Source organism: Thiothrix nivea DSM 5205 (genome assembly GCF_000260135.1).
Classification (GTDB): Bacteria; Pseudomonadota; Gammaproteobacteria; order Thiotrichales; family Thiotrichaceae; genus Thiothrix; species Thiothrix nivea.
In genome coordinates, this window is sequence record NZ_JH651384.1 from 1,890,198 (window position 1) to 1,912,769 (window position 22,572).

A 22,572-nucleotide genomic window follows, 5' to 3' on the forward strand; every position below is an offset into this window, starting at 1 on the left:
ACTTACCCCCACCTCAGCCAGCTGTTGATCCGCGCAGACCCGGCCAGCAAGCCACGGGTCAGGGTCGTGTACAATTCCGCGATATACAGTTCCCGCATCAGCAGGGCATAGAAGCCCATCCACATGCGGGTGGCGAAACTTTTCCCCGGCGCAGCATTGCGGTCGGCGTAATAAGCACTGAGCCAGCCAACCACGATCACCAGCGCCACCAACACAATCAGCGCATTGAACCAGGTAAAATCAATGCGGGCTGAGTCATACAGCCTTTCGATAAAGCCTGCTTCAGGGTAAAGGAACAGGGTAAAGGCATGGCTGACCAGCGTGTAACCAATCACCACCACGGTAAACGAGAAGATAATCAGCGTTACCAGTCGCCACGGATTCTGCGAACGCATGTTGTAGGTCGCAAACAGCAACTGCACGCCCGTCACCCAGCCAAAGAATAGCAGCACAATCGCGCCCTGCTTGTGGAACACGCCGGGGTCAACCACCAGATGCGATAGACCCAACACGCCCAGTGGCACCAGCATGGTCAGCGCCGCCATCAACAGCCACGGGTAACGGTTGCCCTGCGGCTGCTTTTCGATAATGAAGGTATACAGCTCATCCTTGGGTATACCATCGTGCTGGCGTGCCTGCCCAATGACCCCGCCTGCATTCAGGAACAACGTCCCCTTGAACAGCCCGTGTGCAATCAGGTGGAATATCGCCAGCGAAAACGCACCCACCCCGCATTCCATGATCATGAAACCCATCTGCCCCATGGTGGAATAGCCCAGCGATTTCTTGATGTCATTCTGGGTCAGCATCAGCACCGAGCCAATCAGTGAGGTCATCAGCCCCACGACAAACACCCAGTGCAGCACATCATGCGTCTCAACGAAAACCGGCGCAAAGCGGTTGATCAGGAAACCGCCCGCATTCACGATACCTGCGTGCATCAGGGCGGATACCGGGGTAGGCCCTTCCATCGTATACGGCAGCCAGGTATGCAGCAGGAACTGGGCGGAACGGGCAAACGCCGCCAGCGCAATCAGCGCACCCACCACCTCAACCACTGCCAGCCCCAGGAAGGTTGTCACGTGCGGATCAGCTTTCACCTGCTCGAAAATGGCGGGTAATGACCAGGTTCCATACGCATGGAACAGCAGCACCGCCGCCAGCAGCAGCGGCAAATCGCCAAACCGGTAGGTAATCAGCGTCCAGAAGCCGTAGCGGTGTGCCGATTTGCTGCGCATATCCTGCCCCAACAGGAAATACAGCAATACCCCGATCAGTTGCCACGCAATCAGCAACGTGATCAGGTCGCCCGCCGCTACCATCACCAGCAGGGCGGCAACCATCAGATCCAGCAGGATGAAAAAGCGCACATAACCGGCTTCTTCCACCATGTAACGCACGGAATAGACCCGCACGATCAGGCTGATGACAGCAATGACAAAAGCCATCAGCAGGCTCAGCGGATCGAACAGCAGACTGCCCCATACCGTACCAACACTATGTAAATCGGAAGCCTGCCCTGACAATTTCAGCCATAACAGGAAACCGGCCAGCAGCAATGTCAGTACGCTACCCGCCAGTCCGATCCGCACCACGCCGCGCCCCAGCAAACCCGACAGCAGCCGGGTCAGCAAGGCCGACAGCAGCGGCAGTGCCGGTAGCAGTAACATGAGCTTATCCATAAATACCTCCAGCCCGGTTCACGATCGGCAACTGCAAAGGGGTGATGTCAACGGCATCGGCAAAGACCTGTTTGGCGTATTGCAGGGCGTCTTTGCGTTCCTTGAAGAAATGCCCGGTGCCGATATGCCTGACCAGGCCGGAGCGATCAAAAGCGGCATAAACCTGCGCCTTGCTGCGGGCGATATACAGGTCGATGCCCTTGGCGCGTAAGCGGTCGACCATCTTTTCCAGCATGTTCTCACCGGTCGCATCTACCTGGCCGACGCCTTCCAGATCCAAAATCACTGCCTTGAGGGCAGGCTTGCGGGCAATGCTGTTCAGCAGCTTGCCTTCCAGATACCCGGCGTTGGCGAAATAGAGATCGCCGTCAAAGCCGAAGATCGCCACGCTGTCGCTGGTCGGCAGGTCGTGCAGTTCGGCGTCACGCAGGATGCCGTCGCTGGGGTCACGTGCCAGTTCCACGAAATTCGGCGTCATGGTGCGGTACAGGAACAGGCCGAGCGAGAGCAGGATACCCGTCAGGATGCCCACTTCCAGATGCGGCGCGAACATCAGCGTGGCAGCGAAGGTGATGATGGCGGCAATACCATCATGCCGTTCCACCTTCCACGCCCGCACGATCGGCTCCAGTGAAAACAGGTTGAGCACCGCCATAATGATGACCGCACCCAGGGTCGCCTGCGGCAGGTGATAAAGCAGGTCAGTCAGGAACAGCAAGGTAATGCCGATCAGCAATCCGGTAATGATCGAGGCCAGCCCGGTACGCGCGCCGGAGGCAAAATTCACCGCAGAACGCGAAAACGAACCCGACACCACATACCCCTGCGACAAACCGGAGGCGATATTCGCCATGCCCTGCCCGACCAGTTCCTGATTCACCGACCACGGCTGGCGGGTTTGCGAGGCAATCGCCTTGGAGATGGAAATGGCTTCCACCAGCCCCATCAGGCCGATCACGATGGCCGAGATCATCAGCCCGCCAAGCTGGTCGAAATTGAACGTAACCACCGGGAAGGAAAATGCCGGTAAGCCTTGCGGAATCGCCCCCACCACACTGCCGCCGCGCTCCTCGTAATGGAAAAACCAAGCAATCACCGTGGTCAGCACGACTGTAAGCAGGATACCCGGCAAACGCGGCGCATAGCGTTTCAGCATCAGCAGTGAAGTCAACGCAACCGCCCCCATCAGGAAAATGACCAGTTGCGTGTCACCCAGTGAAGTGACTACTGCCCACAAATACTCGTAATAATGCTCGAACTGGTCAGCCTTGATGTCGAGGCCAAACACTTTCGGCAATTGCGAAGTGCCGATAATCAGCGCCGCGCCATTGGTAAAGCCCAAGACCACCGGATTGGACAGGAAGTCGACCACGATCCCGAGCCGCAGCAACCCCAGTGACAGACGGAACACGCCGATCATGAAGGCCAGCAGCGCCGCATAAACCATCATCATTTCAATGCCCAGTGAGACGTAGGGCTGGATGGCAGTTGCCGACATCAGCGAAGCCAGTGCCACCGGGCCAGTGCTCAACTGGCGTGAAGAACCGAACAGCGCCGCCACGATCACCGGCAGGAAGGAGGCATACAAGCCAACATACGCAGGCAGCCCCGCCAGTTGCGCGTAAGCCATGGCCTGTGGAATCGCAATCATGGCGACGGTAAGCCCCGCCATCGCATCGGATTTCAGGGTTGTAGGATTTTTCAGCTCCCCCGCCCATTGCCGGTAAGGGGTGAAATTATTGCTGAGGGATCGTAGCCAGTTAATCATAGACTCACCGGGTCATGCTCAGGTAGAGCGCAGGCAGTTTTTCCGGCAGGCGCGTGACGTGATCCAGCACCAGATAGTTTTTCGCGCCGAAGATGTTGGAAACATACTGATCGGCGTAAGGGTCGAGGCTCAGGCAGAAGGTGCGGATGCCGCTACGCCCTAGCTCTTCCACCGCCTTCTTGGTGTCGAAACGCAGGTATTGCGGATCGCGCACGTCATTGTCGGCAGGCTCGCCATCGGTCAGCAGGATCACCAGTTTCTTTTGGCTGGCTCGTTGCGCCAATAAGGAACCGGCATGACGCAAGGCCGCGCCCATGCGGGTGGAAAGCTGCCCCTTCATACCTGCCAAACGCCCCTTGGTCACATCGCTGTAGGGCGCGTCGAAATCCTTGATGCGGTAGTACTCGACATCGTGCCGCCCGTTGGAGTCGAAACCGTGGATGGCGAACGGGTCGCCCACCTTGTTGAGCGCTTCGGCCAGCAGGGCGGCGGCTTCGCGCGCCATGTCCAGCACCGTTACGCCTTCCTCGGCGTCGCGTACCTGATCGTTGGTCGATTCCGACAGGTCGATCAGCAGCACTACCGACAAATCGCGGATTTGCAAGTGGGTGCGGATGTTGATGCGCGGGTCGGGCTGCGAACCCATGCGAATACTGACCATCGCATCCACCGCCGCATTGATGTCGATGGTGTCGCCGTCTTCCTGTTTGCGCTGACGTACCACGCCTTGTGGCTGTACCGCTTCGATCAGGTGTTTGAGGCGCGATATGATCGGTTTGTTGCGTTCGATGGCGGCGTCGATTTCGGCGACTTCGCCCAGTTTCGGGCGCTTTTCCAGTACCGTCGTCCAGTTGGGGCGCTCTAACTGGGTCTGGTAATCCCATTCCGGGTAGTGCACCGGCGAAGCCATCGGCGGCTTGCCTTCCTTCTCGTTGAGGGACTTGCCGTCGTCATGGAACCATTCGGTCGCCAGCACCCAGACTTCCTGCGCGTCATCACCCGCGAATTCAACGTCGAGGTTGTTCCACATTTCCATGACGCTGACGTATTTGCGTACCTGTTTGGTCTGGCCGGGCAGCAGTATGCCGTCGGCCTCTTCAGTCTGGTCTACCCACAGGTAGCGGTTGTCATCACGGTAGGGGTTGGCGGGCAAATCCTTGTTGGGGTTGAAGCGGATACCGAGCGACTCGGCCTGTTTGGCCAGTTCGCGCCCGATTTCCCACGCCAGACGTTGCTCGCTCAGACGGTCGGAAGCTTGCTGGAACAACGCACGTGCGGCTTCCACCAGCGGGTGATCGTCGTTGCAGTAGTTTTCATCAGCCATCGCGCGAGCCATGCGGTCGAGCAGTGCGCCGGTGCTATCCGTTTTGCTTTGATCAGTAGGCAGCAGGTTGAGCCAGATTTGCTTGAGGCCGGGGAAAGCCTTGATCGCGAGTGCTTCCACCCGCGCATCTTCCACCAGCCCGATCATGGCTTTTTGCAGCGAACTCAGGTCTTCGGCCAGCGGGTCGTAGCGCGAATGCATGATGTGCGCGGAAGCGTGCGCGGCGGCTGCGCGGTAGAGTTCCATGCCAGCAATCTTGTCTTCGGCAGCAGCATTTTCCTGCTCGCTGAAGTCATCGAAAGCGTCCGGCAAGTGGATGAAATAATGTTCGATATAAGGGCGATAACCTTCGCGCGTTTCAAAGTCACCGGAGGTAGGGCGCAGGAAAAAATCCTGACCCCACAGCGCCCGCAAATACATGATCAGGCGACGTTGTACATCGACGAACAGTACCCCGCGCTGTTCCTTTTTCATGATGGTGCGGGAGTCGTCGCTGTCCAGCCCGAAATAGGCCGTCTGTTCGTCAAACTTGTTGCGGTAGGCGGCAACACCCCACATGGCCCAGCGGCGCAAACCGCCCAGGGTCAGGTGGGTCAGCAACACATCCAGCTTCGACAGCATCGGGCGCAAGCTGCGTGGAGCCTGCGCCAGCAGGGTATTCAGCAGGCCGAGATAGCCCTTGAACAGTTCCAGCTCACCCATGCGGGTGGCGGCAGTCGGGGCAGTGGAAAACAGCAGCACCAGAACAGCAGCGCTGGTGCGGGAATACATTTTGATGGCGGCGGAAAGCAGCTCGGAAACCGCTTCCTCACCGATTTCTCGCGCTACCTGCGGGGCAGCTTCGAGGAATGCTTCGACCAGATCGGTGCCGCGCCCCAGTGAATTCAGACCAGCCGCGCCGCGCAGGTAAGTGTCCAGCCCACGCGGGGTGAACACGCGCGCGGCGTCGTGCCAGTTGGATTCGAGGACGGCATTGGCGGTTTCGCCCAATTCGTCCAGGACATCCTGATAGTCACTGAGTTGAATCGCCATGGTGTCATTCCTTGTGCCGTTACCGTCTTTTAATCAGGCCAGATTCGCTCCGGATGCAGCGGAAAATCTTTGGTATTCAGATCCGGTGCGGAATCGGCAGCGACTGACCTAGCTTGCGCTGCCGGTTTGTTGCGGCTGTTACTGCCCGCTTTTGGCTTGGATGCCGGTTTCCTGGGAGCCGGTTTTTTTGCGGCTGGCTTGGGCTTAGCTTTAGGTGCAGGCGGGCTGCTTTTCTGCGCCGTTGCTACCGCTGGCTTGTCTGCCTCAGCAGGTGCCGCCGGAGTAGCGGCTGGAGCCGTTTCCTCCGGCGGGCTGGCTGTAGTGACCATTTTGTCTTCTGGTTCAGTCATGCGAACGTCCCGTCCTCAGGCTGCCACTTTGTGCGACAGGATCGCGTCGGTTTCAGCGGCGAAACCGTATTCGACCATGCCCAGATCATCAGCTTCGGCCTGGATGCGGACAGTCACCTGGGTGCGGTTAAAATTCAGACTGGGGTAGTAACCCGTGCGTTCAGAAAGGCTGGCCAGATCGTCAAGAAACTGGCGGGTTTCCTCATAGGAACCGAACTCGTAGCGGCGGGACATGCCGACCGGAAGTTTGTGGGTGTCCCAGTTATTCAGTGTGCGTATATCTGCCATGATGGTGCTCCTGTGTTGAAGATTCCCCCTTCTCCCCTCTTACTCCCTGCCCCCCTTGCGGGGGAAGGGTTGGGGATGGGGGGGTAAAACGCTTATTCAGCCGTAGGCAAAATCGTTTCCACTTCAGAGTGGACACGCGCAATGATGTGCGCCGCCACGATGCCGTCGCCGACCCGTTCGCAAGCGTCAGCGCCCGCACGGACTGCGGCGTTGACCGCGCCGGTTTCGCCACGTACCAGTACGGTGACGTAGCCGCCGCCGACGAACTGGCGTCCGATCAGTTTGACTTCTGCTGCTTTGGTCATGGCGTCCGCTGCTTCGATAGCCGGAACCAGACCGCGTGTTTCGATCATGCCAAGTGCAATACCTGTTACCTGTGCCATTGTGATTCTCCTTGAGAGTTCAATTTAATCTGTGTAATTAACCGATAACTGCCTGGTCAGCGGTCTCGCCCGGCTTGGGGAGGATGCTTTCCACTTCGGAATGGACACGCGCAATGATGTGCGCCGCCACGATGCCGTCACCAACCCGTTCGCAGGCGTCGGCTCCGGCGCGTACCGCTGCGTTGACCGCACCGGTTTCGCCGCGTACCAGCACGGTTACGTAACCGCCGCCGACAAACTGCCGTCCTACCAGACGTACTTCTGCTGCTTTGGTCATGGCGTCCGCCGCTTCGATGGCAGGCACCAGACCGCGAGTTTCAATCATGCCAAGGGCAATGCCCGTCACTTCAGCCATTTTCGTGCTCCTTTTTTCAACAAACGGGAGGAAAAATTATTCTTCATCCCAGTAATCAATAATGCCCAGTATGGTTAGATCCGTCTGGATGTCGGCGTCGCCCATGCCGAAGCGTGCCGCTGAACCACTGGAGGTAAAAACCCATTTTCCTGCTGGTACGCCAATCGGATCGGTCGCTACCAGCAGCCCGCCCTTGAGGCCCTTCAGAACCCGCAGGGAGGCGCTTTTCAAACCCGGAACCCGGCGAGTGGCAACCAGATCGCGTTCAACGCGCATGATTTCCATGGCTCAGCCTTCCGGGTTCCAGTTGTCGATAATCCCCACAATCGTCAGGTCGGAGGGGTAGGACTTGCTACCCGCCGCTTCCCTCGCTGCCGAGGAACTCACGCAGATCACCCAGTCACCGGGGATGCAACCGATCGCGTCCACCGCTACCAGCGGCACAGCACCCGGTTTGTCACGCACCACCAGCAGCGGGCGATGACCCAGTTCAGCCTGACGGTTGGTGGAAACCAGCGTCTTTTCGACCCGCATGATTCTCATAAACCGTCCTCCACCGTTTCGATCGGGCTGCCGGTTGGCTGGTTCTGCACCGAGAGGTGGCAGAACAGTAAACCGTTTTTGTCCAGTTCGGCGTAACGGGTCTTGATCGCATCGCGTACCCGTTGCGCCTTGGCTACCGCGCGTTCGCGGGAACCGGGGACTTTGGCGTTGTAGCGGAAGTGGATCGCCACCGGAACCGGCAACCCGTGCTTGACGTTGAGTCCCTTGAAAATCTTGATGCCTACATCCATGTCCGCCACGCCTTCTTCCAGCGTTTCCATGCGCGCGTAGTAGGCCACGTTGCGCATCTGCACTTCCTCGAAACTGTCGCCGACGCTGATGAAGCGTTCGGCATGACCGATGTCGGGGTAGCGTCCGCCGTATACATCGGCGACGTATTCAATCTGCGACAAATTGTTGATCAGCAGGTTGGCGACCAGGCGGCGCATTCCGTCGTGCGGTTCGCCCTTGCCTGCGCCCCAGCCGTCGGTTTCCAGCGCGGTCTTGCGGATCGCTTCGTACACCGCCAGTCGTGCTTCATCTGCCGACAGGTGCAGGGTGTCGCGGTACAGTTCGGCGTTGTCGATCAGGCGATGGGTCGACAGATCGCCGTTGGCGTCCGGCACGTGTACCCGGATCGCATCGGTGTCGGTATCGACGCCGATCAGTAATAAATCTGTGCTGGCCCCACAGCAGAACGAGTTTTCAATGGCTTCACGGAACTGGTACAAACGTTCCAGTGCGGCTTCCATGGCCTTGCGCTCGTTACTGCCGTGGGCAGCACATCCCTCATGGCAGGAGGAACTGGTGCTGGTGTGATACACCGCAATCTTTAAATAACGGGTGCCTGCATCCACGGTGGTCGGAACACCTTCGCGGAAGCGGCGTAATTCGGTTTCTTCCCAGTGGTGGACATCGGTTTCCACATCGAACAGCGTGCCTGCATATGACTTGCGGCGGGTGAACGATGAAATCGGCAGGCGCAGGATGTAGCGGCTCATGCCTTTCAAGCGTCCATCCGAGCAGGCGCTGATGTCGACCGCGTGGAAGCCGCAATCGAGGAAGAAATTGCGTGTGTCCTGCACGCTTTCGACCTGACGGCGGATGTCGTCCACAAACTGGGCGGCGGATGTCTTCAGCGCGGAAAACACGCAGTGGGCATACAGCGCCTTCATGTCCGGGCCGGAAATCCACGCATCATCCAGCAGGCTTTCCGGCAGTTCGTAATCCAGCCACTGCGCGGCGATCTCCCGCGCCTGGGCAGCGAAACCTGCCCCGCGCGGAATCCCGGCAATGTTCTTCAGGGTCGGCGCGATCATGTCGAAACGGCCTTTGACCGAATCTTCGCAATGCGCCAGACGGGCGTTCATGTGGCCGTCGGTCAACGGGTGGCGGCAGACAGCGGCAGGCAGCGAAGCGCAGGCCGGATGCGGCTTGGCAGGTGCATCGCTGGCAACCGGCAGCGGCGCAAGCTTGGCAACGGCCAGGCCGACCGGAGCTGTTGCTCCAGTACGGCGCAGGATGTTGCGGTTAGCCTGCGTGTTGCCAGAGCGAATGTTGTAAGCATTACGTGTGTTCATCGCGTGTTGCCTTTCATTCCTTGCCGTTAATCAATCTGCTGTTTAAAGCCACGTTTAACCACGCGCCCCACCGGATACGGTGATGACTGCGCCCTGATGGGTGTTGCCGCTGCTGCCGGTAATCGCCGACATGGCTGCTGATACCCGTTCCATGTTGCGGTTGACATGGGCATTGAATGCCGCACCGCGTGCCTCACAGCGCAGGGTCGGGTTGCGTCCCTGTGCCGAGCGGCCTTCCGTGCCGGTGATCTGGTGACCACGCGCCCAGTTGTCGCCGGTAATGCTGATGCCACCGTCACGACCTTCGCCGGTGATGCGCTGCACGGGTGCAGGAGCCATGCCTTCCGCCGGATGTTGCAGGGAAGCCTGTACCGGTGTCGGCGCAGTGGCCGGAGCCTGCATCGGCGCTGGCGCTGCCGGTTGCGGCTGGATCATGACCTGCTGCGGTTGCGTCATGTGGGTATGACGGAACTCGGGCGTGCCGGAAACCCACTGACCACCCAGATTCACCGGGCCGGTTACGCGGCTGTTGCCGTCGTAAGAGTTACCGGTAATCGCGCTCTGCGATCCGCGTTTCTGCGCTGCCCGTGCCGGTGACACAATGCTGAAGTCCGTTGGCGCGGTTGGCTCAGGCTGCGGTTGCGCGGCATACACCGGGTACTGAGGCTGGGCCATCATCATCGGTGCCGGTTGCGGCGCTACCTGCTGTTGCGGGTAGTACGCTTGCGGGTACTGCCCGTGCAGGGCTGCTGGCGCACTGATCGGCATCGGTTGCGGTTCCGGCTGCTGCATCGCTGGAGCCGGTGTGTGCTGATGGCTGTCCTGCTCGGGTGCAATCAGCCCGGCAGCTATCGCCAGATCCCGTGCGGCGCAAGCGCTGCAACAGGCTCCGTGATTTTCCGGCACCTGGATGCCCGCATACGGTGTTCCGCTCACTGGTAAGTGACTGCCCGCTTCGTTACCGGTCACGCTGGCCGTGTTGCTCAGCAGGGTGCCGGAAACGTGCTGGCCGTTCGGCGTATGCTCTACACCAACCTTGGCTGGCGTTGCGGGTGGGGTGCTCGCGCAATACCCGGCGAATTGTTCCTGGCCGTAGTATTCAGTCCCGGTGACGGGCAGGCACCCCCCGTGCTCGTCACCGCTAAGCTTTGGGCCGTGATCAACCCGTGTACCGGTCAGCTCACGACCTGCCAAGGTGTGCATGCTGTGCGCCTTGGGTGGCGCGCCACCACACAGTTTTCTGCTGGCACTGTCATATTGCGCACCGGTAACCCGCTTGCAGGAACCCGGTTCGTTACCCGTTACCTTGCTGCTGCGGTCAACCAGATTGCCGGTGATGACCTGATCCCTGCGGGTGCGGTCGATACCCACCTTGGCCGGACTCGGCTGCGGCATGGTCTGGCAGATCGAGGCGAACTGTTCGTTGGAAATGTATTCCGTGCCGGTAATGGTGCGGCAACTGCCTTGCTCATCACCGGTGACCCTGGAAGAGCGCCCGACTTCCGTACCGGTCACAGGGCGACCTGCGATGGTATGGGTCAGCGCGACCTTGGCAGGCCCGTTGATGGTCATTTTGGCCATGCCGGTATCCGCGTACTGCGAGCCAGTGATGCTGCGTTTTGCGCCTGCTTCGGTACCGGTAGTGCGGTTGAAGCGGGCTTCGTCCGCACCGGTTACACTGATTTGCTTGCGTTCGGTCATGCTGCTCATCACTTTGGGTGGCTTGCCTGCCAGCCCCTTGTTTTCACAGAATTCAGCGAAACGTTCCGCGCCCAGGTATTCCGTACCGGTAACGCTGCGGCAAGCGCCTTGCTCGTCGCCGGTCACTTTGGCGGAACGACCCACTTCCGTGCCGGAAACGCCCAGGCCACCGCTGGTGACGCTGAAACCGACCTTGGGCGGCTCCGTAGGCTTCGGTTTGCTGCCGCAGAAAGAGGCGAACTGTTCCGTGCCGATGTACTCGGTGCCGGTAACGGTGCGGCAGGTGCCGGGTTCATTGCCGGTAACGGTCGCCTTACGCTCAACTTGCGTACCTGTGACCGGGCTGCCGGACAGCGTAGTGCCGGTTTCCACTTTCGGTGGCGCGGCGCTGGGGCGAACCCGTCCGCTCGGGCGGGCGGCCTTGCTGTTGCCACGGCCTTTCATCGCCATGGCTTGGCGGTGCTTGCGGGCTGCTTCGCGTCCGTCAACGTCCGGATTCAGGAAGCTGGCGGCAACACTGGCGCGGCTGGCGGTGCGGCGTTTGCCGGACATCGCTGCCTTGCCCTTGTTGGCCAGCGCCTGCCGACGATTACGGCAGATCTGGCGGATGCTATTGGCGTCCTGACCCAGTGCGCCGGGGTTGGCTTCCACCAGTTCGCAGATCATGTCCAGCTCGGCGGTAGCTTCCGGGGAAGCATCGTCAGCGGATTGATCCAGCGTGGCCGGGTTGGGAGCCATCATCGGAGCAGGCCGTTGCGGGCGTGTCGGACGTGCAGAGGAAGTCTGCCCGGCCACAGCGGTCTTGCCCTGCGAGGCCATATTCTGCCGACGGTTGCGGCACAGCTGGCGCACGCTGCTGGTATCCGGCCCCAAAGCTGAGGGATCGCTCTCAACCATGGAACACAGATCAGCCAAGCGGTCGGCAGGCTGTGAGCTGGCCGTGGGTGCAGACGAAACCGGGCGAGCCTGCGCCGCTACCGCAACAGGCGCGGAAGGCGACGGTCTGGAACGCCGGTCGGCGGCGCTGCGCTGAGCGGCCTGTCTTCGCGCCGCTTGCGCTGCGCGGGATTTATCCGCGCTGGTTGCAGTTTGTGCAGGCATGGTAGTCCTCCGCTAACGTTGGATTAACCCCGGTACACGATAAAGGCAGTGCCCTGGCTTTGGGTGTAGTTGTCGTAGCCGATCAGGCGCACGTGGTGGTTGGGGTATTCACGACGGCAGGCGTCGAGTTCCGCCAGTACCACATCCACGCTTTGCTCGCCGAACATCGGCAGCTTCCACATGAACCAGTAGTTGCGCGCCGCGCCGGAAGGCTCGACGTGCTCGACCGCCGGGTTCCAGCCCTGCGCGATGACGTACTGGATCTGGGTGCGGATTTCCTCCGCCGACAGTTGCGGCAGGTAGGAAAAGGTTTCGTATTTCAGTGACTGTTTGTAGTCAGCAACAGTTGCCATGTCGTCAACTCCTTAATTAGCGGTTCTGGGTATCAAGCTTGTCGACAGTGTCGAATTCGAACTTGATTTCCTTCCAGGTTTCCATCGCAATCTTCAGCTCGGGGCTGGACTGGGCCGCCTTGGTGAGGATTTCCTTGCCGTTGCGCTCCAGGTCGACACCACGGTTGCGGGCTTCCACGCAGGCTTCCAGCGCGACACGGTTGGCTGCTGCACCCGCTGCGTTGCCCCATGGGTGACCCAAAGTACCGCCACCGAATTGCAGTACGGAGTCGTCGCCGAAAATGGTCACGAGCGCAGGCATGTGCCAGACGTGGATACCACCGGAGGCAACTGCAAATACGCCCGGCATGGAACCCCAGTCCTGATCGAAGAAGATGCCGCGTGAACGGTCTTCAGGAACGAAGGATTCGCGCAGCAGGTCGATCCAGCCGAGGGTCGCTTCGCGGTCGCCTTCCAGCTTGCCGACAACCGTACCGGTATGCAGGTGGTCGCCACCGGACAGGCGCAGGGCTTTCGCCAGTACGCGGAAGTGGATGCCGTGGTGCGGGTTACGGTCGAGTACGGCGTGCATCGCGCGGTGGATGTGCAGCAGCACGCCGTTCTTGCGGCACCAGCGCGCCAAACCGGTGTTGGAGCAGAAACCGCCGGTCAGGAAGTCGTGCATGATGATGGGGGAGCCGATTTCCTTGGCGAATTCAGCACGCTCATACATTTCTTCCGGGGAAGGCGCGGTCACGTTCAGGTAGTGGCCTTTGCGTTCGCCGGTATGGGCTTCGGCGGTTTCAATCGCGTCCTGCACGAACAGGAAGCGGTCACGCCAGCGCATGAATGGCTGCGAGTTGATGTTTTCGTCGTCCTTGGTGAAGTCCAGACCACCGCGCAAACACTCGTAGACGGCGCGGCCATAGTTCTTGGCGGACAGACCCAGTTTCGGCTTGATGGTACAACCCAGCATCGGGCGGCCATACTTGTTCATGTGGTCGCGTTCGACCTGGATGCCGTGTGGCGGGCCGTTACAGGTCTTGACGTAGGCGATCGGGAAGCGCACGTCTTCCAGACGCAGGGCGCGTACTGCCTTGAAGCCGAAGACGTTACCCACCAGTGAGGTGAAGACGTTGACAACGGAGCCTTCTTCGAACAGGTCGATGGGGTAGGCGATGAAAGCGTAGTAACAGGAATCGTCGCCCGGCACGTCCTCGATCGCATAGGCGCGGCCACGGTAGTAGTCCATGTCGGTGAGGAGGTCAGTCCAGACCGTAGTCCAGGTACCGGTGGAAGATTCCGCAGCCACTGCCGCAGCAGCTTCTTCGCGGTCAACACCCGGTTGCGGGGTGATCTTGAAACAGGCCAGCAAGTCGGTGTCCAATGGAACGTAATCCGGCTGCCAGTAGGTTTGCCGGTATTCCTTGACCCCGGCCTCGTATTTCTTTGCCATCATCTTCTCCTTGCAGAAGTCGCTGTCTGAAATCTTGTTCTGGCTGATTTGCGCCAGATGGGACGACTATAAGCAAGGTGAATTATGAACTAAAGTTAATTGTAAAAATGGTTTTCATATATAAAAGTAAATGTAAATAATGACAATTTACTGGAGTAAATGAAAAATTGGGTTGTCCCCTAGTCTGGATTAAGTTTGGTAGGTTCTGCGGAAATATCAGTCATTCGCGGACAATGACGAGGTATGTTTTACCCGTGCTACAATATGTCCAATCCTGAAACAGAAGGTTATATGCCATGACTGAGCAACATGAAAAATTGAAAGCAGATTCCAACGCGGTTATGGAGCATGTAGATATTTATCAAGGGCTGATCAATCGTATGGCGGCCAACAGTGCCGAGTGCAAGAAATGGGCGTTGGGCTTGGTTTCAGCTATTTTGGTTTTAGTAGCTGAGAAAGGCATTGAGCAAGCTGCCGCTCTAGTGATTGTGCCGGTAATTTTATTCTGCCTCTTGGATGCTTACTACCTGGCATTAGAGAAACAATTCAGGTTTGCTTACAACAACTTTCTGGATGCACTGCACAGCGGTAGCCTGCAAGCCAGCGAACTGTATCGGGTACGGGTGAATGGCAAATTACCCAAGGCTCAATATGCGTTTCAGGGTCTTGTTTTCCCCGGCATTGCAAACGTGATGGATAGCGGTAAAGTTAGTCATTTCCGATAGCCAAGGAGAGGCTTTATGACCTCGCTCATCAGTATTTCCAGCCTGACCAGTGATGCCGCCTGTTTCGAGCAAGTCCGTTCCGTGCGTTGGCCTAATGGGGTGATTTGTCCGCACTGCGGTTCACAGGACACTATCCGTCGAGGCAAGGATGACACCCAGCAGGAACGCCAGCGTTACCAGTGTAAGGATTGCCAAAAGCGTTTTGATGACCTGACGGGAACGGTGTTTGAAGGCCACCACCAGCCGCTGAAGGTGTGGGTGTTGTGCCTGTACCTGATGTCGTTGAACCTGTCCAACCAACAAATCGCCCGCGAATTGGGGTTGAACAAGGATGATGTTCAGGCGATGACGGAACAGTTACGGCGTGGTGTCGAGAAAAAAACGCCAGTAAACCTGTTTGGGAATGTTGAATTTGATGAGGTTTATGTCAAGGCTGGACACAAGGGAAACCCCGAAGCCGTCGCGGATGCTGGGCGTGAAGGTCGCCGCCGCGCCCTGAAAGGTGCGCCGGGGCGTGGGACACTGGAAAAGGACAAACCACCCATTTTCGGCATGATCCAGCGTTCCGGGGAGGTCGTGATCCGTATGCTGGCGAATGTGAAACAGACGACGATCAAGCCGTTGATTGTGGAAACGGTGGCAGCAGGCACGCTGGTCTACACCGATGAGTACAACATTTACAGCCGATTGGAAGAATGGGGCTATGCCCACAAAACCGTCAACCATGGCGCAGGCGAATATGCCCGTGACGAAGATGGTGACGGTTTCCATGAAGTCCACGTCAATACGATGGAAGGTTTTTGGTCACTGTTACGCTCATGGTTACGACCTCATCGGGGGATCTCACAAGAAAAGCTACCGTGTTACCTTGCATTCTTCGAGTCTCTTCACAACATCAGGAAACGGGGGCAAGCTGCCTTACAGTCCTTGCTTTCGCTGCTGTTGGGATAAGACCCTGAAACGCATATTGAGCCTAATATTATAGCCAGAAAATAAGCTAGCTATTGATCGTTCTGAGCTTTCCTCATTCCAGTTGGCAAAGAAAAAAAGTAACTCTTTAGTCATAATATTTAATATCTTTCAACAAGCTTCGCAAATAATCTTCATTATCTAATCTTGTTTTATCAATAACTTTGTCCGCGCCATTTTCTTTAGAAAAAGAAACTATTTTTGCATTATTATGGAATTTATTGTCAATTTTCCTATTATCAAGAATAAAAATAACTTTAGAATGACTTTCGCTATTAATATCATCTTCTGATTTTGATTTTTCTCCTAACTTAGATAACGTATCTTGCAAGGTTCTTTTGTCAACGGTTTTACCGCCAATTATTGAGATGCGCTCTTCATGGCCATTTAAATCTATAGAGAATCTAATTGTGTTCTTTTCATGCAAGAAAATATCCGCACCAATTCTTCTTTTAACAATAATAATTGATGATTTCAATTCATTGAAAAGAGCTTCCGGTTCATTAATATCTATATCAATAAAAATAGAATTTCCTTTTTTGTATTTATATATTTTGTACTCGGCCTGGCCCTCAACTTTTTGTAAAAATCCAATTATACTTCTTAGGAAGTTGAATATTGCGATATAGCAGTTTTCCCTATTGGCTAAAAATTCAATCGACTGTTCGATATTCCCAATAAGATATTGATATCCGTCTAGCTCTTGAATAATATTTTCAAACAAAGAAGAGATATTGATTGGTTCTTTGATGCTTATATCTAATAAGGATGTATCTTTAATCGCTTGCTTGATCTCAGTAACACTTTGCATTGCATCTTTCTGTAACAAGAGAGTATCTCTAAGAAGGGATGTGTCTTCCTTGAAACGTTGATAATTACCAATATCGTCTATGCTAAAGTTAATAGCACGCTCAAGATCAAGAATTGAGTCAGCTACTTTATTTTTTAATTGTATTAAAATAAATGTTTTTGCCAATTCTTCTTGGCGAGCGCTTTCTTCCAATAGTAGCTTTTGTTCAAGCTGTTTCGCCTCTTCCAACTTTCGATTCGATTCTTTCAGATCAGTATTTTCTAGAATCCGAAACAGTCCGCTAATGTGTGCCGCCACTGCTTGTAAGAAAAAAAGGTCGCGAATCGAATAGACGTATTCCAGAGTAGGATGATAAACCGCAATGACTCCTAACACGCCTTGAGAGACTGGCATATCTTTCGCTTTAGGGCAAAAAATAGGGACACCCAACCAAGATGCTAATGGGTTCCCGGCAAACTCACCCCGCTGAGGCTGAGCATATAGTCTTTTCATTTTAGTCAGCTACAATAGGACGGATGATCAACTTCCCCATCCTTCATCATGCCGACTTACTACTCTAAGGATCTCCGTGAACGTGTTGTTGCTGCCTATGACAAGAGCAAACATAAATCCCACGTTTGTGGGACGTTTTCCATAGCCCGCAGCACCCTGGACAAATGGTTGGCCCTGAGGGAAGAAACCGGCAGCCTCCAACCCCGGACACATCCCCGCCCTGGGCACAGCCATAAGGTGAAAGACGTTGAAGCTTTTCGGCAATGGGTGGAGAGCGAAACCCCGTTTGAACGCATCGAGGATTTGCTGCCACGCTTTGAAGCGCATTATGGCAAGGCCATTTCTTATCGTGGCCTGCATAAATGGCTGCAACGGATCGGTTGGAGCCATAAAAAAAACGTTCTTTCTACCAGCAAGCCAAACCGCTAGACCGCTGGGTTTTCCTGTGGCTACTTGGGCATCTGGAGAAAAAATACGGTCAGGATCATATCCTGTTTGCGGACGAGGCAGGATTCTACAGTACCGAACGCTATGAGTGGGGCTGGGCAAAAAAAGGGGAGCCTTGTGACATCCCCCGCCCTGGAGGCCGGGGACATAAACGCAACTGGATCAGCGCTATCCGCGCCTCTGATCAAAGCTGGCAAATGCCGTGGGTAGTGACCGGCAACATTAACCGGATGGTAAGCGTTCACGCCCTCTGATAGGCATTGCAGCGATTTTATAGTAAATTCACCCCATCCCAATAACGAGCCATTATCCCCTTGCCAGCCCTAGCCCACCCACTGCCGACCACCCTTGATGAAGCACATCAGCTGATCGTGCGCCAACAGGAACGGATAGCCGGGTTGGAGAAGCAAGCGGCACGGGTAGTGGTGTTGGAACAGCAAGTCGAAACGCTGCAAAAACAGCTCGAAGAACTGGTGGCCAAACTGGGCAGCAGTTCCCGCAACAGCTCCAAACCGCCGTCCTCAGACAGCCCGGAACAACGGGCAGCCCGTCCAAAACGCAAGGGGAGTGGCCGCCCGCATGGCGGGCAACCCGGCCATCCACGCCACGAACGGGCGTTATATCCCCCCGAACAAGTGACCCGCACTGAACAGTATTTCCCGGAAAGCACCTGCGCCTGTGGTGGGGCAGTGGCGGTTGACTGGGAAAACCCTTACCGCCATCAGGTCACGGACATCGCCCCTCCGCCGCCACCCGAGGTGACGGAGCACCAGTTTTACCACGGTGTCTGCCAATCCTGCGGCAACCAACACCACAGCCAGTGGCCGGACTGGGTCCCCAGCGGGCAAATGGGTGCGGGTGTGATTGCCTGGATTGTGGTGCTGGCCGGACAGTTTCGCCTGTCGATGCGCCAAACCCAGCTCCTGTTGTGGGAAGTCTGGCAGGTGCGCTTCAGCACCGGGGCGATCAGCAAAGCGCAAGGCAAATCCATCCCGTGGATGGGGCCGCTGTACCGTCAGGTCGGTGAGCATGTGCGTGGGCAGGCGGTCTGCCATGCCGATGAAACCCGCCATTACCGTGGCACGAACACCTACTGGTTATGGGCATTGGCGGACAACACCGTCACGTACTTCATGACCCATTACTCACGCGGCAAGGCTGCCGCCGATGCCTTGTTGGGCAGTTTTACCGGTTATCTGGTGACAGACCACTTCAGCGGTTACGGCAATGTCCCGCCCGAACGGCGGCAACTGTGCTGGGCACACCTGATCCGGCACTTCCGCAAGATGGCCGGGCGTTGTGGCGGAGGGGGAATGGTTGGCAAACGCCTGCTGCTGATTGCCTGCGCCACCGTCCGCACCCATCACCGCTGGCAACAGCACCCCGAAGGGGCGGCACGCTACCGGCGGCGGATACTGCGCCTGCGCCGCAGCTTCCAGGCCACCCTCAGCCTGGGCGAAGCATTGGATAACTGCAAACGCACCCGCAACCAATGCAAACATCTCCGTAAAGATGAGGCCATGTGCTGGACTTTCCTCAAGGATACACGCATTCCCCTCACCAATAACCGCGCTGAACGGGTGATCCGCCCCTACGTGCAATGGCGTAAGACCAGTTTTGCCAGCCAGTCGGCACAAGGGGACAGGTTCCGGCCAACCGTGCTGACCGTGTTGGGGACTGCCCGGCAATTGGGGATGGATATGGCAACCCTGATGCGCTATGTGTGCTCCCAAGGCTTGGCTCATAAGCCGGTCGCCGTGCGCTTCCCCTTGGGGCAGGTCTGTACCCGCAAACCGCTACAAATGGCGTGAACGCTTACAACCGGATGATTGTTGAACAATGGTTGGAAGCCTTGGGAAAATCGTTGCAGCAAGGTCAGGAAAAGCCCAAACCTTATGTGCTTGTCTGGGACAATGCGAGCTTCCATTTAGGCGGTGACCTGGAGGCGATTGCCATGAAATACCAGATTCGTATCATTCAGTTACCCGCTTATTCGCCTGATCTCAACCCCATCGAGCAATGCTGGGCAACCTTGAAACATTATGCGCGTCTGGCCATGGGAAAAGGTAGCACCCTGGACGACGCGATTGATTACGCATTCAACAGACAAAGTGTAGCCGACTAAAATGAAAAGACTATACCATTCTACTGAGTCTTTCAGTGTTTTGATAAAGATTGGTTGCCCTTCAATAATGATGTTCTCAGTACGCCCCTGCCTCTCAAGATCAATAGAGCGTGTTGAGTCCCATATAGGTTTGTCCGGGTCATTGTCTTTATACAGCCATGGTTGTCCGTCTTTATAAATTAGGGGAAATCTGATGCTGTTTTGTTCGCGGTCATGCAAAGCGATATATAGGTTATCCGAATACATGACCTTCCGGATATATTTACGTGCAAGTTTTAACAGGCCATCAAGGGTTAGACTTTGGTCGGCGTGCTGCTGACTAACACGCTTTGCAAAGACTGCCAATCTGTCATAGCGTTTCCCGTTATGGATACTGTTAACTCGTCGCCCCACAGCATCCGACACTTCGTCAATAATACGTGTACTGATCGAGCCAGGTTTATTGGAAGGAATAACGAAACAGCCAACAACGTGACGATCTTCATCTGAATAACCACAACGCATAGGGGCTACAAGATATGATTTGCCGCCAAATTCCATCCGTAACGGGTCTGTTGTATAATCCCTCGGTAAAACACGATGACCGTGTGCCCATTGGGCGATTTCATTCTGCCATCCCGCTTCCTCCCCTACCAAATTCTTGTGCCTGATGTCATGAGGCCAACGTCGATTCCAAGCAAAATTAGAATTATTAATTGTCCATATTTCCAAATCATTAATGCCGTAGGCTTCTTTCAGATAATTTGCGGCATCTTGATACAATACAGTCGGATTTGTTTCTTTGCTCGCATCCATATCAGTAATGAATGCCTGCTTTTTCTGGGTACGGAATGTTGCCAGTAACAAACCTGTAAAATCAGCAACAGCATCTAAAAAATGCATATCCCGCACGTTATAGGCGTTTGCTGTGCGGTTATGCAACACGATATGTCCAAATACAAAACCAGTTGGGTGATAGATGGTGGCTCCTAACCAAGACTGGCAGTTTCCATCCACACCGAGTAGTTTTTCCTGTGGGGTAAGCTCAAAACTGCCGTGATAGAGTTGCCCCTTCTCCTTGTCGCCAATCATAGCAGCAAGATTCTGCTGACCACCAACAATGCGCAATAAATAATCATTATCGAGAGCGGCATTGTTTTCAGGCGAACGGAAGCCAGGAATAATGCCTGCATGTTCGCTGTTGGCGAGGTAATAGCGATCGGTTTCCAAAGGGTTTTTAATCAGGATATGCGGGCGATCATTGTTATGATAACGCTCTTGTAAGCTGTCCAAAACACAGGAAAGAATCCCGCACTCTCTCTGAATTTGGTTGTTTGCCAAACTCCGTTGCAGGTTATTCCGTAGCTGGTTGAAAATCTGATCATATTTTTCTCGATCGTGCAAAACTGTGAGGAATTTGGCAAAGCGGTCGCTCAATACATCCACTATTTTCACAGTTGTGGAGGTATAGGGCGATTTACCTGTCTTGCGTTGAACAATGAATGCCCCGATAGGGCTCTTCTCTCGTGACAAATGCATAGGAACCGCGAAAGCACTCACAACTCCAGGAAAAGTAGCTGTTTCTGCGCCACCTTCAACATGAAACATGGGGTAAGCATCTCGCTCCAGTCGTTGGGAAGCCACTTTCAATACATCAGGGTTGGTCAGCAATGCATGGGTTTCTGACTTGTCTCCAGTCGGCTGTCCGCCATCCACAGCTAACTGATACTTACCACTATCGTCCCGGTACACAATGCTCAGTTCATCCTTATCAATACCTGGTAGCTGGTCAACCTCTAACAATGCTTCGATCAATCCACTGATATGATCGACTTTGCTAACGGCATCTTGTAAATGATCCACTACAGTGGCGACAGTTTCCCAGAGAGCTAAGGCGTTATCTAAAGGATGGGATAATTCACTCATATTGTCTTTACCATTCGATGCTGTTTGTTTGATTTTTGCTGGGTCTGAGTACGCCGGTTTTTTATAAAACGTTGGTATTCTTCTAGCAGATGTTCCAAAGCAGTTGGTTGGTCGGATGCAACAAGAGCCAAAAACTTCAGAGTATCCCAGTGATTGTCTTCAGTACGCTCCATGGCTTCCCGCGCCAGTTTTCGCATAATGTATTTACGCCCACCTTTTCCCGGTGCTGGTGCACCATCTGCGGTGAGTTTTAAGAAAGCGTAAAGGTGGTCAAAAATGGTATGGATGTCTTTTTGGGTGGTGTATCCGGCACTAGTAACGCCAATGTCTGACAGTTGTTCCTGCCATGTTGAGAAGCGGTGCGCATGATAAACGCTAGGTAACTCACGCAAGACCATTTCAACCCGTTCTAACCCCAGCACACACTCAGCAAATACTGTCTCTGCCGGAATCAATTTGCCGTCATCGCCAATATAGTTTTCGATAAATAGCGAATTGGAAATCTCAACAAAGCGCCCGCAACGGCAGGTTCCGGGTGCTTTCTCCCGATTTTCGCAAGCAGCGCAGACGACTTCAGGTCGCTCATAGAACACTTCAGTATGTGGCCCACATTTCTTGCCATCGCTGGCGATCTGTCCGGTGGAGCGTTGTCGCCAGAAGCAGTGCTCCTGATCCAGCCCCACCAGTCGTGAGGTATCCACGCCCAGTTCACGCCAACATCGGTAGCTCGCTTCATCCCGCCCGAACTCGCCATCATCCAGATAAGTAACCCACAAGCGTTCCTTTTCCAGCCCCAATACATCGGTTAGAAAATGCCATAAGCGGGGTAATACCGTTTCCCGTTCACTACAGCCAATATGAAATGCAGCCGACATATGAAACAGGCTCAGGCGCGTCGGGTCTGTTCCCACCTGCTTCATGTCGAAATGCCGGAAACAGGGCTGGGTAAATGCGAATTTGCCGCCGGTTTGCTCGACGATTTTTTCCAGATCATTTTCCACCTGAATCAAACCGGCACTCATGACAAAAGACATGGGCACCGAATCGTGCAACAGGGAGGAAGGCGGTAAACGGGAAAAACCGTCTTGCGCATGAAGACTGAGAAAAGCCTCGCTGATGGCGTCGCAATCCATTGTGTTGCGGTTTTGCTCTGGGGTCATTAAGCAAGTCCCTTGTCGGGGATCAACCCCGTTACAAATTAAG

21 protein-coding genes are annotated in these 22,572 nt (G+C 55.5%); 6 read left to right on the top strand and 15 right to left on the bottom strand.

The window, feature by feature from the left end:
• Positions 1-2: 2 nt before the first annotated feature.
• The 13 genes from THINI_RS09425 to THINI_RS09485 all read right to left on the bottom strand — a co-directional run bounded on the left by THINI_RS09425 (position 3) and on the right by THINI_RS09485 (position 13,895).
• Complete coding sequence (locus THINI_RS09425) at positions 3-1,682, bottom strand: proton-conducting transporter transmembrane domain-containing protein (RefSeq protein ID WP_002708368.1); 1,680 nt, start codon at positions 1,680-1,682, stop codon at positions 3-5.
• Positions 1,675-3,450, bottom strand: a complete 1,776-nt coding sequence (locus THINI_RS09430; protein WP_002708369.1) for a SulP family inorganic anion transporter — start codon at positions 3,448-3,450, stop codon at positions 1,675-1,677. Before THINI_RS09430 ends, THINI_RS09425 begins: the two co-directional genes overlap by 8 nt.
• 4 nt (positions 3,451-3,454) lie before the next feature.
• Positions 3,455-5,806, bottom strand: coding sequence for a nitric oxide reductase activation protein NorD (locus THINI_RS09435; protein ID WP_002708370.1), 2,352 nt, complete (start codon positions 5,804-5,806; stop codon positions 3,455-3,457).
• 29 nt (positions 5,807-5,835) lie between these two features.
• Positions 5,836-6,156 (bottom strand): hypothetical protein, encoded by a 321-nt coding sequence (locus THINI_RS09440; RefSeq protein WP_002708371.1) that lies wholly within the window; start codon positions 6,154-6,156, stop codon positions 5,836-5,838.
• A gap of 15 nt (positions 6,157-6,171) precedes the next feature.
• Entirely contained in the window at positions 6,172-6,444 is a 273-nt protein-coding gene (locus tag THINI_RS09445) for a 4a-hydroxytetrahydrobiopterin dehydratase (protein WP_002708372.1), read from the bottom strand.
• 92 nt (positions 6,445-6,536) lie between these two features.
• Positions 6,537-6,827 (bottom strand): alpha-carboxysome major shell protein CsoS1, encoded by a 291-nt coding sequence (gene csoS1 / locus THINI_RS09450; RefSeq protein ID WP_002708373.1) that lies wholly within the window; start codon positions 6,825-6,827, stop codon positions 6,537-6,539.
• A 37-nt stretch (positions 6,828-6,864) separates the two neighbouring features.
• A complete protein-coding gene (gene csoS1, locus THINI_RS09455; protein ID WP_002708374.1) occupies positions 6,865-7,182 on the bottom strand; it encodes an alpha-carboxysome major shell protein CsoS1 in 318 nt (105 codons plus the stop codon).
• A gap of 36 nt (positions 7,183-7,218) precedes the next feature.
• Entirely contained in the window at positions 7,219-7,467 is a 249-nt protein-coding gene (locus THINI_RS09460; RefSeq protein ID WP_002708375.1) for a carboxysome peptide B, read from the bottom strand.
• Positions 7,468-7,470: 3 nt separating this feature from the next.
• Positions 7,471-7,725: an alpha-carboxysome shell vertex protein CsoS4 gene (gene csoS4, locus THINI_RS09465; RefSeq protein ID WP_002708376.1), complete on the bottom strand. Its 255-nt coding sequence runs from the start codon at positions 7,723-7,725 to the stop codon at positions 7,471-7,473.
• On the bottom strand, positions 7,722-9,305 hold the full coding sequence (locus THINI_RS09470; protein ID WP_002708377.1) for a carboxysome shell carbonic anhydrase: 1,584 nt from the start codon (positions 9,303-9,305) through the stop codon (positions 7,722-7,724). Before THINI_RS09470 ends, csoS4 begins: the two co-directional genes overlap by 4 nt.
• Before the next feature lie 54 nt (positions 9,306-9,359).
• Positions 9,360-12,107, bottom strand: a complete 2,748-nt coding sequence (locus tag THINI_RS09475) for an alpha-carboxysome scaffolding protein CsoS2 (protein WP_002708378.1) — start codon at positions 12,105-12,107, stop codon at positions 9,360-9,362.
• A gap of 23 nt (positions 12,108-12,130) precedes the next feature.
• On the bottom strand, positions 12,131-12,460 hold the full coding sequence (locus THINI_RS09480; RefSeq protein WP_002708379.1) for a ribulose bisphosphate carboxylase small subunit: 330 nt from the start codon (positions 12,458-12,460) through the stop codon (positions 12,131-12,133).
• Positions 12,461-12,476: 16 nt separating this feature from the next.
• Positions 12,477-13,895, bottom strand: a complete 1,419-nt coding sequence (locus THINI_RS09485; RefSeq protein WP_002708380.1) for a form I ribulose bisphosphate carboxylase large subunit — start codon at positions 13,893-13,895, stop codon at positions 12,477-12,479.
• 296 nt (positions 13,896-14,191) lie between these two features.
• Here THINI_RS09485 and THINI_RS09490 point away from each other — a divergent pair, with 296 nt between their 5' ends.
• Together THINI_RS09490 and THINI_RS09495 are read left to right on the top strand one after the other, a co-directional pair.
• Complete coding sequence (locus THINI_RS09490; protein ID WP_002708381.1) at positions 14,192-14,620, top strand: hypothetical protein; 429 nt, start codon at positions 14,192-14,194, stop codon at positions 14,618-14,620.
• 15 nt (positions 14,621-14,635) lie between these two features.
• Positions 14,636-15,571, top strand: coding sequence for an IS1595 family transposase (locus tag THINI_RS09495; RefSeq protein WP_002707056.1), 936 nt, complete (start codon positions 14,636-14,638; stop codon positions 15,569-15,571).
• A 106-nt stretch (positions 15,572-15,677) separates the two neighbouring features.
• Here the strand turns inward: THINI_RS09495 and THINI_RS09500 are convergent, their stop codons facing one another.
• Positions 15,678-16,892 (bottom strand): GAF domain-containing protein, encoded by a 1,215-nt coding sequence (locus tag THINI_RS09500; RefSeq protein ID WP_040839339.1) that lies wholly within the window; start codon positions 16,890-16,892, stop codon positions 15,678-15,680.
• A gap of 48 nt (positions 16,893-16,940) precedes the next feature.
• Between THINI_RS09500 and THINI_RS26475 the strand changes: the two genes are divergently transcribed.
• The 4 genes from THINI_RS26475 (at position 16,941) to THINI_RS24260 (ending at position 19,464) form a co-directional block, all read left to right on the top strand.
• Positions 16,941-17,321 (top strand): helix-turn-helix domain-containing protein, encoded by a 381-nt coding sequence (locus tag THINI_RS26475; protein WP_040838909.1) that lies wholly within the window; start codon positions 16,941-16,943, stop codon positions 17,319-17,321.
• Positions 17,322-17,383: 62 nt separating this feature from the next.
• Complete coding sequence (locus THINI_RS27075) at positions 17,384-17,593, top strand: hypothetical protein (RefSeq protein ID WP_342610126.1); 210 nt, start codon at positions 17,384-17,386, stop codon at positions 17,591-17,593.
• 60 nt (positions 17,594-17,653) lie between these two features.
• Positions 17,654-19,150: an IS66 family transposase gene (tnpC, locus tag THINI_RS09510; RefSeq protein WP_002707503.1), complete on the top strand. Its 1,497-nt coding sequence runs from the start codon at positions 17,654-17,656 to the stop codon at positions 19,148-19,150.
• Positions 19,151-19,164: 14 nt separating this feature from the next.
• Entirely contained in the window at positions 19,165-19,464 is a 300-nt protein-coding gene (locus THINI_RS24260; RefSeq protein WP_245536691.1) for a transposase, read from the top strand.
• A gap of 1,901 nt (positions 19,465-21,365) precedes the next feature.
• Here the strand turns inward: THINI_RS24260 and THINI_RS09520 are convergent.
• A complete protein-coding gene (locus tag THINI_RS09520) occupies positions 21,366-22,502 on the bottom strand; it encodes an alanine--tRNA ligase-related protein (RefSeq protein WP_245536607.1) in 1,137 nt (378 codons plus the stop codon).
• Between the last annotated feature and the right edge of the window lie 70 nt (positions 22,503-22,572).